The organism is Paenibacillus sp. RS8 (assembly GCF_041956825.1).
Classification (GTDB): Bacteria; Bacillota; Bacilli; order Paenibacillales; family Paenibacillaceae; genus Paenibacillus_AQ.
In genome coordinates, this window is sequence record NZ_CP168131.1 from 5252639 (window position 1) to 5266237 (window position 13599).

12 protein-coding genes are annotated in these 13599 nt (G+C 43.7%); 3 read left to right on the forward strand and 9 right to left on the reverse strand.

The features are described 5' to 3' along the window. Positions 1-101: 101 nt before the first annotated feature. The 5 genes from ACDZ28_RS24790 to ACDZ28_RS24810 all read right to left on the reverse strand — a co-directional run bounded on the left by ACDZ28_RS24790 (position 102) and on the right by ACDZ28_RS24810 (position 7476). Positions 102-2300, reverse strand: coding sequence for a DEAD/DEAH box helicase (locus tag ACDZ28_RS24790; protein WP_375103041.1), 2199 nt, complete (start codon positions 2298-2300; stop codon positions 102-104). Then, positions 2297-3616, reverse strand: coding sequence for an ATP-binding protein (locus ACDZ28_RS24795; RefSeq protein WP_375103042.1), 1320 nt, complete (start codon positions 3614-3616; stop codon positions 2297-2299). The genes ACDZ28_RS24790 and ACDZ28_RS24795 overlap by 4 nt, the downstream gene beginning before the upstream one ends. A gap of 15 nt (positions 3617-3631) precedes the next feature. After that, positions 3632-5236 (reverse strand): TerB N-terminal domain-containing protein, encoded by a 1605-nt coding sequence (locus ACDZ28_RS24800; protein ID WP_375103043.1) that lies wholly within the window; start codon positions 5234-5236, stop codon positions 3632-3634. A gap of 179 nt (positions 5237-5415) precedes the next feature. Continuing rightward, positions 5416-6618, reverse strand: coding sequence for an MFS transporter (locus tag ACDZ28_RS24805; RefSeq protein ID WP_042132220.1), 1203 nt, complete (start codon positions 6616-6618; stop codon positions 5416-5418). A 90-nt stretch (positions 6619-6708) separates the two neighbouring features. Next, positions 6709-7476, reverse strand: a complete 768-nt coding sequence (locus tag ACDZ28_RS24810; RefSeq protein ID WP_076120529.1) for a DUF1836 domain-containing protein — start codon at positions 7474-7476, stop codon at positions 6709-6711. Between the two features lie 113 nt (positions 7477-7589). Between ACDZ28_RS24810 and ACDZ28_RS24815 the strand changes: the two genes are divergently transcribed. Further along, on the forward strand, positions 7590-8915 hold the full coding sequence (locus ACDZ28_RS24815; RefSeq protein WP_076120528.1) for a hemolysin family protein: 1326 nt from the start codon (positions 7590-7592) through the stop codon (positions 8913-8915). A gap of 35 nt (positions 8916-8950) precedes the next feature. Here the strand turns inward: ACDZ28_RS24815 and ACDZ28_RS24820 are convergent, their stop codons facing one another. From ACDZ28_RS24820 to ACDZ28_RS24830, 3 genes are read right to left on the reverse strand one after another with little or no spacing between them, the layout of a single operon-like run. After that, positions 8951-9484 (reverse strand): GNAT family N-acetyltransferase, encoded by a 534-nt coding sequence (locus ACDZ28_RS24820; protein ID WP_375103044.1) that lies wholly within the window; start codon positions 9482-9484, stop codon positions 8951-8953. Between the two features lie 24 nt (positions 9485-9508). Further along, entirely contained in the window at positions 9509-9937 is a 429-nt protein-coding gene (locus tag ACDZ28_RS24825; protein ID WP_076120527.1) for a GNAT family N-acetyltransferase, read from the reverse strand. A gap of 25 nt (positions 9938-9962) precedes the next feature. Further along, a complete protein-coding gene (locus tag ACDZ28_RS24830) occupies positions 9963-10319 on the reverse strand; it encodes a VOC family protein (RefSeq protein WP_375103045.1) in 357 nt (118 codons plus the stop codon). A 158-nt stretch (positions 10320-10477) separates the two neighbouring features. Here ACDZ28_RS24830 and ACDZ28_RS24835 point away from each other — a divergent pair, with 158 nt between their 5' ends. Then, positions 10478-11824 carry a TrkH family potassium uptake protein gene (locus tag ACDZ28_RS24835; protein ID WP_375103046.1) on the forward strand — a complete coding sequence of 449 codons (1347 nt, stop codon included), beginning with the start codon at positions 10478-10480 and terminating at the stop codon, positions 11822-11824. 62 nt (positions 11825-11886) lie between these two features. Here ACDZ28_RS24835 and ACDZ28_RS24840 read toward each other — a convergent pair whose 3' ends face one another. Next, the gene (locus ACDZ28_RS24840; protein ID WP_042128116.1) at positions 11887-12162 is read right to left on the reverse strand and encodes a hypothetical protein; all 276 of its coding nucleotides are present in this window, start codon (positions 12160-12162) and stop codon (positions 11887-11889) included. Positions 12163-12339: 177 nt separating this feature from the next. Between ACDZ28_RS24840 and ACDZ28_RS24845 the strand changes: the two genes are divergently transcribed. Beyond that, entirely contained in the window at positions 12340-13572 is a 1233-nt protein-coding gene (locus tag ACDZ28_RS24845; RefSeq protein WP_042128118.1) for an aminopeptidase, read from the forward strand. The last annotated feature ends 27 nt before the right edge of the window (positions 13573-13599 follow it).

Consider the following 13599-nt stretch of genomic DNA (forward strand, 5'->3'; position numbering starts at 1 on the left):
AGGAAAGTCTATATTGATGCGAAGGGTAAATATCCCTGAGGGTCTGAACATAAAGAGACGCCCACATAAGTGGGCGTCTCAATTAAAACGCTTTACTATATTTACTGTGGTTGCCGCCATTGTTTTAGCACTTCAAGCAGCCCAGGAACATCTAGTCCATCCAAGGAAAAAGCCTTGCGAAGCAATTCATGTGGGATGAACTCATCATACTTTCCAAGGTAGGGTGCTTCATCTGGAGATAACAATGATAAAGGATCTGAGGCAGCCATACTTTCAGCAATGATTTCCGCTTCCAGCGTTTCTGCATCTGTTTTGCCTGCAACCACCATATAATAAGGTTCCATCGGCACGATAGATCGAAGTCCCTGTGAGCTCTTCAAATTGTTCTTGAGAAGGCGCTCTAGTGTGCGGAACTGCCGACTACCCGCCCATGGCAGAATAAACATCGAATCTCCACCTGCGGGCATAACGGAGCGTTCAAGCAATCCACTCTCCTTCGCTAAACGGCGGGCTCGTTCAAGACGCGCAGCCGCACTCGGAGCTAAATACGGATATAACGCAGTAGCCCCTAAGACTTCCCGAATTTTGGTCATGATACGTGTATGTACATCTCCACCCGCTCCAAGCCACAGCGTATCCACCTTACCGCGTGAAGTTTTTACATAAACAGCTTTATGGCGATTATCGACCTCTTCTACCTTCCAAAGCTTCCCTGCCAGAGTAAAACAATACCCTGGCGGTGGTACCGTTGTAATAGATCCAATCTCCTCAGTTCCGTTATAGACAACATGCTCCTCATCGTCTTTGAACACTGCGTAGAAGCGGAAATTGTTCACTATCTTTTCTCCCGCCATCCCAATAATCAAGCTGCCTTCATCCATCTTCTCGATTTGCCCCATGCCCAGCATATAAGTCATGAAGATGTCGTAATCCGCGGGATCAATACTATTGAAGGAAGGCAAGCTCAGAACAGCCTCCTTTAAATCCTCCGGCTCCGCCTCCCCCATACTCTTCAATATGCTCATCGTCTGATGGTATAACAACCCAACTGGCAGCTGGCGTACCACCAGTGGTTCAACCCACTTCTCGCGCACATATAGCTCTATAACCGCTATCGCTCGAAGCAGCGTCCAAGGCATCCTTGCCGGAAGCTGCGCTTCCTCATCCTCTTCCTCGGGCGTGACAAAGATCATCTCGGATGCGGCGTCACCGCGCCTGCCCGAGCGACCGAGTCGCTGCACAAAGCTTGCGCAGCTATAGGGAGCGCCGACCTGGAGCACTCGCTCCAGCTCTCCTAGATCAATGCCCAGCTCCAGCGTCAATGTCGCTGCCGCGACTGCAGGTCCAGAGCCTTGCCGCAGCGCGGCTTCCGTCTCTTCGCGGAGCATCGCGGAGATGCTGCCATGGTGAACGTGAAAAACATCCCGTTCCCCACGCTTCGCGGCCGTTCTCCGCAGCTCAAGAGTCGCCGTCTCCGCATCCGAGCGGCTATTCGTGAAGATCAACGCTTTCTTAAGATGCGTATGATCGTAAATGAAATCGTAGTAAGACTGCTTCGCGCGTTCTAAATGCTCTGCCTGCACTTCATCCCGTGCATCCGGGAAAGAGAAATGCTCCACACTTAAACGGAGCTTACGCCCGCCTTGTGGAGCGGACACCTCTACGCTCTCCCGTGTCCCTGCCGCCAGCCACTCCGTCACCGAAGCATAGTCGCTTAGCGTAGCCGATAGACCTATTCTACGCGGATGACATCCTGCCATTCGTGAGATTCTCGCCAGCTGACTCAGAACCTGAATCCCCCGATCAGCACCCATAAAGGCATGCACCTCGTCAATGACAATATAACGGAGATCATGGAACAGCGCCGGGATAGCATTCGGACGGTTCATCAATAGTCCTTCAAGCGATTCAGGGGTAATCTGTAGCACGCCGGAAGGATTCTGCACCAGCTTCGTCTTATCGGCTTGCGGAACATCCCCATGCCAGTGCCATACCGGAATATTGCCTTCACGGAGCAAATCGTTCAGCCGTGTAAATTGATCGTTGATCAATGCTTTCAAGGGAGCGATATACAGAATACCGACCGAACCGGAAGGACGTTCATATAACTCAGTAAGCGCTGGAAAAAATGCCGCCTCAGTCTTACCTGAAGCAGTACCGGAAGCAATCAGTAAGTGATGCGGCGTATCAAACAGCACTCGGCAGGCATCCACCTGCGCCTCACGCAACGTCTCCCAGCGATTTTTATAAATAAACTCTTTAATGAAGGGAGCCAGCCGATAAAACGGATTATCACTCATAATTCAAACTCCGCGAGGAATCCATCCAACTCGTTTTGCTCTGTTTCAGCAGGTTTGGAGGTTCGTTCGCCCACTAGCTTCTCGAATGAAATCTCCGGATGCTGGTGCAAAGTGTGAAGAAGATCCATGAAATCACGCACCACTTCACGCGGAGTCAGGAGCTCGTCTGCCCCTAATCTGCCCACAGCTTCTTCCATAAAATGAACCAATTGTTCCTGTGTTAACTGTGCTTCATAACCATAATGTAGCGCATGAATATCTCTAAGCTTTTGCAAAAGGATTAGGATTTCTTCGTGTGAAAGCATGTCCAATGCAATAATAGGTCCAGTGAAATTATTCAGACCTGCTGCACCGTATCTTCCTGCAACTAATCTAGAACGCAGCGCTTCATAACTAAATAATCCACGCCGTCCATCCTCCACAAACTGCGGAGTCCCCCCTATAAAAATTCCTAGGCTTTCTGCCTTGCCCTGCATCGTATCGTTGAACATCGTAAGCAGCTTCTCATAATTACTCTGACGTGAGATACTGTTCGTGATTTTGTAGAGGTTGACGCCTTCGTCTATGAACAACAGCAGTCCCTTATAACCGATAGCAGAAGTGAATTCTGCCCACAGCTTCATATAATCATACCAATTATCATCATCAATAATCACGCCAACACCAAGTGCTTTTCGTGCTTCCGTTCGAGTAGCGAATTCACCTCTTAGCCAGCGAAGGGAATCCTGCTTCAATTCATCGTCAGCGAGCTTATGTGCATTCCAATAAGAAGCCAGCACTTTGGCAAAATCAAATCCATGTACTAAACCGCGCATTTCGGAGGCTACAGCATAGATTCGTTTCTCAACTTCATCACCAAGCTGGGGGTGATCAGGGCCGTATTCATTCTCTTGCATCACAGACTGCTGAAGCGTAATGATCCATTTTTGCAAAATAATCTCCAGAGCACCTCCATCTGGACGCGTCCGAGTAGACAAATGACTCATCAGTTCTCGATATGTAGCAAGACCTTGTCCTTTCGTTCCCACTAATCTTCGTTCAGGGGAAAGATCCGCATCGGCTACTACAAAATCCCGATCCATCGCATAATTACGGATCATCTGCAAAAGAAAGCTTTTACCGCTACCGAATTTGCCTGTAATCAGTTTAAAGGCCGCTCCACCCTCCGCGATATTGTCCATATCTCTCAAGATTGCTTCAATCTCTGGCCGACGACCAACGGCTATATGTTCTAGTCCGATACGCGGAACCACACCGGCTGTCAGTGAATTAACTAGCGCTGTCGTCATACGTTTAGGAATTTTCAAAACGTCCATCTAAAGTTCACCCCATTAAATATTAAGCAGATAAATTTTATATTCCTCTGCAATTTCTTCACCATCTATGATCAAATCACCTAGAATGTCCATTGCGATGTCATTGATCTCATCAATCAAGAGCTCTGACATTGTGCCGTTTACAGCCGCTAGCTTCTGTATGGTTTGTGTTCCATCCTCGTTCATAAGCGCAAGGAGCGCTTCATGCTGGAGTGGACTTAAAGCCTTATCGAACTGCTCCCACTCCGTATCTACGTTTGCAGATTGAATTTCTTCTATCGTTAATTCAGGCTCAAGAGACTGAAGCGGTACAATGATTTCATCCTCAATATCTTCAAATTCTTCTTTTTGTACTACTTCTTCAAGCTCGGATTCCTCATTAGTAATCTCAAAACCGCTATCCTCAAGTTCCTCCAGCTCATTCATTTCCTCAACCGTAAGCATGGTTCGTACAATCTCGGAATCACTTTGCAGTCTTTCAAGCTTCTCACGGTCAATGACTACTGCTGGACCCTTATCCTCCAGTTTCTCTTTCTCAAACTCCCGCTTCAGGAAACGAGTGATTAGGTCATCCATATCCGCATCCACGTTAACCCCTTTGAGCCGACCTCGATATCCCATCAGTTCCCGTAATTTATTCTCAGTCAATCGGAATAGCCTTGTAATCAAACTTCGAAGCGGTGGAGATTTACTGATACGCACAACCGGTATAAGTACAGAATAGCCATATAGCGAAATATCATATACGGCGCTACGGAATAAATAACGCTCCCGCATCACTGAGGGACCAGGCGGGAACATTTCAACCAGATTCGATCCATGTTTCCGCGTAACATAAGCGTTGATTAATGCCACTACCTGCGGAATATATCGTTCGAGGGCTTCTTTACCTTCCCCCATATAAAACTTCGATTTACTAATATCGTAGTCCGACATTGCTGTTAATACCGTAAAGGTTAGCTGCTCAGGAGCTACAGTAAGACATCTCTCTAACTCTAGCTCTGCCAGATCACCGGCAAGACCGCGTGAACGAGCAACGATTAAAGATAGAGGCACATCCAAATGATGAACAAACGAGAAGTCCGCAATCCAACCGCCCAAATATTGATCTAGACGTTTATAATTTTCTCGATAAGCTTCCCAGATTTGACTGAGCTGCTTATAGCCATCATAAGGATCTTTCCAACCTACACCATTAATAAGCTCATACACATGAAGAAATATATATGAAAGATCCGTTTTTGGATATATACCCTGTCTAACTTCGTTACGCCAATAAAAATACCATCTACTTTGTGTGCCTGTCATATGACCATACGTGGGCCAGTAACTCTTAAATGGAACAAATAGTGCTGAATCCTCGGTTCTATGTTCCAATTCCTTCGCTCTTGTTACAAACTGACCTTCGGTTGTTGTCACAGGCTCCGGGGTGTCAGTCTCTAGATCCCAGAGCTGTAACTGCAGAGAAGGCTCAGAAGATGTTTTGGGCTTCTCTTTATTTGCAGAAGATCTCTTAGGCAGCGCTGATTCTGATGAATTTCGCGGGGGTATCGGAATATTTTGTTCCGTACTTTCCCAGACTAGTTCCGTAAAATGAGGCTGCTTCCTATCCTTATTCATGTTCGATCGCTCCGTTCTTAATAAAAGAAGGACTAACGTAAAGTGTTTCCACTAATATATAACTTCCGATATGTTAAAAAAAACGGCCCTGTTCACAACTGTGAAGGAACCGTTTTGTTCTTATTAAATATTAGCATTGTTGATAGATTAACATCAAGTATGTAATGAAGAATTATCCTCTACAAAAGCTCCGTTCCCTTTGTCTCTTTTCCTAGGAAGAGCACTGCTAATGCACCGATAATAATCGTTACAAAAAACAACATGAAGATCGAGCCAATCGCTATAGATTTACCTACCAGCACCCCTACTAGTAAAGGTGCGATGATACCACCAATCCGGCCAAAGGAAGTTGCTAAACCAGCCCCTGTTGAACGAATAGCTGTTGGGTACAACTCTGGTGTATAAGCGTACATGCCGCCCCATGCTCCGAGATTAAAGAACGATAAGCAAATCCCCGCAGCCATTAGCATACCTTCTGTAGTCGCATTACCAAACCATGCAGCACTGACAGCAGTGAACAGCATATAAATGACTAAGACAAACTTACGGCCGAACTTCTCGATGAAATAAGCGGCAGTAAAGTAACCAGGCAGCTGAGCGAGTGTCATGATAAGCACGTATTCAAAGCTTTTAACCAAGCTAAAGCCTTTAAGAACCATAACTGTAGGTAACCACAGAAACATGCCATAATACGAAAACACCACGGTAAACCATAAAATCCACAGCATAATAGTAGAACGACGATACTCTGGTGACCATACCGTTGCGATTCGTTTTTTCAAGGACACTGGCGCCTTCTTAATCTCAGCAAACTTCGGTGAATCGTCTATTGCGCGTCTTAAATATAGCGCATAGAGAGCGGGAACAGCACCAATACCGAATGCTACACGCCAGCCATAATCAGGAATGACGAAGAATGCAATTAATGCAGAAGCAATCCATCCAACCGCCCAAAAGCTCTCCAGCAGCACAACCGCACGGCCTCTCTCACGGGCAGGCATACTTTCAGACACTAATGTTGAGGCGACAGGCAGCTCCCCGCCAAGTCCAAACCCAGCGATAAACCTGAGTACACAGAGTATTCCGAAGCCTGTAGCAAAAGCCGACAATCCACTTGCAGCCGAGAAAATCAGGAGTGTCCACAGAAGTATCGGTTTACGTCCAAAACGATCTGCTAATATTCCTGCCGCAGCGGCACCTACAGCCATGCCCACGGAGTTAATACTTGTCAATATACCGATCTGCTCCGGTCCCAGACTCCAATCCTTGGCTAAAGCCGCGACAACAAAAGAAATCATCCCAACGTCCATCGCGTCGAACATCCAGCTTAAGCCTGCGCTGAAGAGTAGTTTCCTTTGCTTTGGATTCCGCAGCAGTGTCATTTGATTCACTTCCAAACCCCCTTATATCCAACATCTCTCTAATAAAACTACTTTTGATTGTTTCACTTATACATTTTAAAATTGTAGCGTTCAAAAATCAAGAAATAAAGCAGCATTAAAATATTGTCTGGCAAGCGACTGAAAATAACAGGTCTGAACAGCAATCGTAGCTATCAGCAGTATATTGCGGACAGATTCTCTCTGAGATCTAGTTAGATGCGTCAGACGATTGATTACACGATCTGTGGAATTTCTAAGCAGGGAATCCTCTTTCCATGAAAACTCTTTATGCAACTGTTGATCTACCTTGCATTGCGTTTGTATAGTCGGATTACTCTTGATCTCCTCAAAAAGCCCAGCATATGCATAATACAGTTTTGCCGGTTCTATGAGATCATCATCGTCTCGATCTGGCTTTAAGAACATTAATCGGAATAGCTGACGGATGCTTTCAAAATTAAGGGCAGATTTGAGATCATCGATCATAAACAGAAGAGCCGCCTGATTCACTGAATATTTCTTTCCTTCTCTTGGAGAACCGAGATACTCCTTAAAGTCACGCTTTACCCAGTTCTGCATAGTTGTCACAGTCAACGTGGAATACTCTATAAGATGGCCTAATGTTGCAATTTCACCGAGTGAAAAGCCTTTAACATTATCGCCCTTAATGATCTTTTGTAAAATGGGTGGAACATCTGTAGATAAAAAAGCGGGTAACGAAGTCCCCTTTTCTATTTCATCAAGATGAAATTTAGTCCATGCCTCTTGGAGGATATTCAGCGGTTTCCGGTCTGATAATCCGGTCAATGAGAGCAGAAGACTGGACATCTCCACACGAGTCAATGCAAATGATTCCATATCTGTTTCCCTCCACCATTTGATATTTCTCTGAAAAGTTCGTAGAATAGTTCATAAGAACTCATAATATGAGTATAACCTATTTTAGGAACGAAAGGGATGGTAAAGATTATATGGGTATAGGACTTAGTTTGACGTTGGTGGCTATTTTGATTATTTTAACCGCTTTTTTTGTAGCAACGGAATTTGCATTGGTGAGACTTAGAGGTAGCCAGATCAGTCAAATGGTGATCGATGGAAAGAAGAATGCGTTAGCTGTACAACGGGTTTCCGCTAATCTTGACGGATACTTATCCGCGTGTCAGCTCGGGATTACGATCACTGCTCTGGGTATTGGTGCACTAGCAGAACCGGCATTTGAGCAACTGCTCCTTCCGGTATTCGACTGGGCTAACATTAGTTCAAGTGTGAGTCACCCTCTTGCATTTGCATTTGCATTCATTATTGCAACATTCCTACACGTCGTTGTCGGTGAACTTGCTCCGAAGACGGTAGCTATAAACATTCCGGAAAGAATTGGTCAAATTACATCACCGCTGATTATTTGGTTCTACAGAATTTTGTACCCACTCATTTGGTTTATGAACGGTTCCGCAAATTTGCTTGTTCGCCTTTTCGGGATGAAGCCTGCCAGTGAGCATGGAGACGCACATAGTGAAGACGAGATTCGTTTGATCTTGTCCGAGAGCTATGAAAGTGGAAAAATCAATAAAGCTGAATATGGCTATGTAAACCGTATCTTTACTTTTGATGAGATGTTGGCTAAAGAAATCATGGTTCCACGAACCGATATGGTATGTCTTTTCACCAATCATTCATTGAAAGAAAATTTCGAGATTATCCGCAAGGAACAATATACTCGTTTCCCGGTTGCAGAGGGTAGCAAGGATAATATCATCGGAATGATCAATACAAAACAGCTTTATTTGCAATATGATAACAATCCTGATTTTGATTTCAAAAGCTTGATCCAGCCTGTCCTGACCGTATCTGAGGTAACACCTGTTAAGAATCTTTTAACACGTATGCAAATGGAGCGGGTGCATATCGCCCTGCTGCTTGATGAATATGGCGGAACGTCTGGACTCATTACGATTGAAGATATTTTAGAAGAAATCGTTGGTGAAATTCGAGATGAATTTGACGGTGATGAACGCAGAGAAGTTGAGAAAATTAGCGATACAAATTATCTGTTCGACGGTAAGGTATCTCTAATTGAGGTCAAGGAACTCACCGGTCTTGATTTCGAAGATGAGGAAGTGACTACTATTGGAGGCTGGCTATACAGCCATATCCCAGATCCAGCCGTTGGTAAAAGTATTGTTCATGACCACGTAACCTTAATCATTCGTGAGATGAACAGATATCGTGTACGCAAGGTTGAAGTCATCATTGAGACTACAGAGAACACTGAATCTTCAGAGTTAGAGCATTCATAAGCTCTTAAACATAAAAAAAGGGTAGAGTCATCAGATTAAATCTGATCCTCTATCCTTTTTTCTTGTACCAGAATCTTACTCATGTAATATTCATCTACCCACTGGCCATCAATCACAAGCGATTTTCTTTTCGTCCCTTCGATCTCAAACCCATTTTTGATATAAAGAGATATAGCCAGCTCATTATGTGTCATGACTGTTAGCTCAAGTCTAACAATTTCAGTATCCCTAGCCCATCTATCCAACTCTCGGAATAGAGCCGCGCCGATTCCCTGACCTTGATATTGTCTGAGAATGCCAATGACTATGTACGCACTATGGCGATTGCGTCTAACACTTCCACCTCTAATCGACATAAAACCAATCAAAGAGTTATCTACCTCTGCACCAATAAGGATTGAAGTATCTGCTGAAGCGAAGCTTTCGATCATCTCTTTGACCTGATGAAGACTTGATTTTCGTTCATCAGGTTCTAATAACATAAATTTCGTTTCCTGATCCAACTGATGCTGTAGACGAAGTAATTCCTCTGCATCCTCTGGAATCAGCACTTTAAGGGTAACCATCATCTCATCACTTCCAATCATAAATAGCTATAAGTACTTTTTGAACAGCTTACTGGAGCTGCTATTGTATCCAAGATGTTCGTAAAATTGATGTGCATCCTCCCTTCTGACCGCACTCGATAACATGATCTTAAGGGCTCCCCTAGAGGTGGCTACATGCTCAGCGTATCTCATTAATTTTGCTCCGTGTCCTTTCCCTCTCACCTCTTGTGCTATGATAACTCTTTCAATGACAGCAAAGGGTCGATCGTCACATAATGCATCCATACACAAATGAAGATGAAGCGTCCCAATAATAGTTCCTTCTTCTTCGCACACATAAAGAAAGCTATCCGTATTCTCAGCGATCCGCTTCAGTCGTTCTGGTGACACTTGAATAGCTGTTTGCTCAGGTAACAACATTCGATAAAGACTTTCAATATACACAGCGTCTTCAGGAACAGCTTCTCTTATCATCTGTCTATTCCTTTCTTACTCAATTTTAACAACGACAGACCATGATCACATTTCCATCAGGATCTTTAAAATTAAACCAATGGTCATGCTCGATATCTGTAAGAATCTCACCGCCATTTGCTTTCACATAATCATAAGCAGCATCTATATCTTCAGTATTTAGATGAAAAGAGGGAATATTAAGAACGGATTCAGAAGTGTAAATTTTGCTGTCTAATACGATTTCTGGTCCCTGCATGGGGATCACATATAAATGCCCGAATAATACTTCACCATCCAAAGGTAACCCAAGCAATTGACAATACCATTCTTTAGATTTCTCAATATCCTTTACCGGAATAAAAACCGCACCAATCTGATTCAGAATCGGACTTATCACCATTAAGAAAGCCTCCTCTTTAAGTTTGCAGAATAGGGTGTTATTCTAGAATAATTCGATAAAATATGTCAATTACCTCCCTCCCCTTAGGGAAGGTCTGGTAAGTTATGTTATAATTTTGTGAGCACTACTCTAATTTCACGTATGACAGGAGAATTGAATTGGCTAACCTGAACTTCGGTAGATTGAAACTAACTCCACCTAAAGTCTTATCACTAGGATTTGTTATACTTATCACCGCCGGAAGTATATTGCTCAGTCTCCCGGCCTCTTCAGTAGAAGGGAAAATTTCTTTTATTGATGCATTATTCATGGCAACATCGGCAACCTGTGTTACTGGTTTGGCAGTCATTGATACAGGGACACAGCTGACTACCTTTGGACAAGTTGTTCTACTCGTATTATTTCAGTTCGGCGGGCTGGGTTTTGTAACAATGGCTACATTGATTACTTTGGTCCTTAATAAACGAATATCCTTAAAAGAGCGAATTCTTATGCAAGAATCCATGAACCAAAATTCGATGCAAGGTATTGTACTGCTAATCCGTAGAGTGCTGATTTATTCCCTTGTTATTCAGCTTTCAGGTGCCTTCTTGTTTACCTTAAGGTTTATTATGGACATGCCTTTTGGGAAAGCTGTCTATTATGGAATTTTTCATAGTATATCTATCTTTAATAATGCAGGCTTCGACCTGTTTGGTGACATTCACGGACCCTTTAGCGGACTTACTCGGTATGTTAATGATCCTATTGTTAACTTTACCTCGATGGCCCTCATATTCCTTGGAGGGATCGGATTTATCGTCCTATCCGATGTGTTGGACTTTCCAAAACGCAAGAAGCTAACACTTCATTCAAAGGTTGTTCTTTCAACCTCTGCCATATTGATTGTCATTGGTGCTGCTCTATTTTTCTTGTTGGAGTTTAATTCTACGCTTAAGCCGTTGAGTGCTGGTGGGAAGATGATGGCCACCTTATTACAAGCGATAACGCCACGTTCAGGCGGTGTCACCACGATTGAAATACCACTTTTGCGGGAATCAACACAATTTCTTATGATTATGCTAATGTTCATAGGAGCTGCGCCTGGGTCTACTGGTGGGGGAATTAAGATTACTACATTCGCTATTCTGGTGGCTGCGGTATCTGCAAGGTTACGGGGTAAAGAGGATATTGTAATGTTTCGTTACCGGATTGCTAAAGAAAATGTCTATAGAGCTGTGACAATGACATTAATGTCTCTGATGCTAGTTGTCATCGCTACGATGTTGTTATCCGTAACAGAGGAGGCTGATTTCCTTGCTGTACTCTTTGAATCCGTTTCGGCATTCGGGACTTCCGGTCTCTCCATGGGACTTACACCAGAACTGACTACTGCGGGTAAACTGCTCATCATTATTCTAATGTTTCTGGGTCGGACGGGTCCGCTTACTTTAGCTTATGCACTCAAGCCTAAGGGAAGTAAGGAACTTTACCGCTATCCTGAAGGAAAGATTACAATCGGTTAAGGTGTGATGTAACCAGCGGCAATCAAAATTGCCGCTGTTAATCACATCAACAATTCTATGTTTTACTCTTCGACAATCTCTTGTTTATCTAGTGCTGCATCAAGCAACTGATTGTATATATCATCATCATTCTCAAGCAGCGCGTCAGTTTCTAAGAACTGCTCTTCGCTTCCAGGTTCACCTGCAAAGCTTAGGCTGTAATCCCATTCCGTTCCTCTTGTACTGAAAAAAGTAATCTCATATGGAGCCTTATGGTTTTCGAGAGTGAATATAGTCCTCCCTACATAGCTTTTATCCTCTTTACGGCTCATTTCAGCACTTACGATCTCTAAATTCATCCGCTAATCGTCCTTCCTTTCATCAAATCATTTCCTCTCTCAGTATAGCATTGAAATGAATGTAATTCCTCAATTTACACTGTAAATTCCATGTAATTGACTTTTTTCATCCGGCGGTTAATAATTTAGTACAATGCTTGTTTAGTACCAAACTATTAGCAAATGGAGGAAATATCGATGACTGATTTCGAAGCAAAGCTTAGTAAATATGCAGATCTAGCTGTGCAAATTGGGGTTAACGTTCAACCAGGACAAATTCTAGTGGTGAATGCGCCGATTCTTGCAGCAGATTTTGTTCGTATGATCACCGCCAAGGCATATGCGATTGGAGCAAGCTTGGTGAAGGTGAACTGGAGTGATGCGAGCATTACACGCCAGCAGTTTGAACATGCTGCTCCAGAAGTGTTCACTGAACCTCCTACTTGGTACGCAGGTGAAATGACCGAACTCGCCGAGAAGGGTGCAGCTATTCTTAACGTGATCGCGGAAGATCCTGATGCACTTAAAGGCATCGATCCCGTGCGCATTTCCAATTATCAAAAAGTTCGGGGAGCCGCACTCACCAAATATCGTGAAATGCAAATGTCCGACAAAGTTAGCTGGAGTATTGTTGCAGTACCATGTCAGGCATGGGCAGATAAAGTATTTCCGGATGTTCCAGCTGAAGAGCGTGTAAATAAGCTTTGGGAGGCTATTTTCCACACCGTACGCCTTGATCGTGAAGATCCGGTAGCTGCATGGCAGGAACATCTCGACACCTTAGATCAAAAAGCAAATGTACTCAACGCAAAAAAATATAAAAAGCTGCATTACATAGCACCTGGTACGGACCTAAGCATCGAGCTTCCAGAAGGCCATATTTGGGCACAAGGAGATAGCATTAATGCTAAAGGTCATTCTTTTGTAGCCAATATGCCTACCGAAGAAGTATTTACTGCTCCCCTAAAGACTGGTGTAAATGGCACCGTACGAAGCACAAAACCTCTTAGCCATGGTGGTAATATCATCGATGGATTCTCTATTACTTTTGAGAACGGACGAATTGTAAGTGTTAGTGCAGAGCAAGGCCAAGAAGCACTAGAACACCTCATTAGTATGGATGAAGGAGCAAAATACCTCGGTGAAGTTGCATTAGTTCCTCACAAGTCTCCTATCTCTGAGTCCAATATTCTTTATTACAATACCTTGTTTGATGAGAATGCATCCAATCACCTAGCAATAGGTATGGCTTATGCTTTCTGCTTAGAGGGCGGTAAAGATATGACTCCTGATGAACTGATTGCACATGGTTTGAATAATAGTGTCACCCATGTGGATTTCATGATCGGTTCAGCGGAGATGAACATTTATGGTATCTCTGCTGATGGAACCGAAGAACCCGTATTCCTAAATGGAAACTGGGCGTTCTAATTATTGCAACTATGAAATAAAAGACTA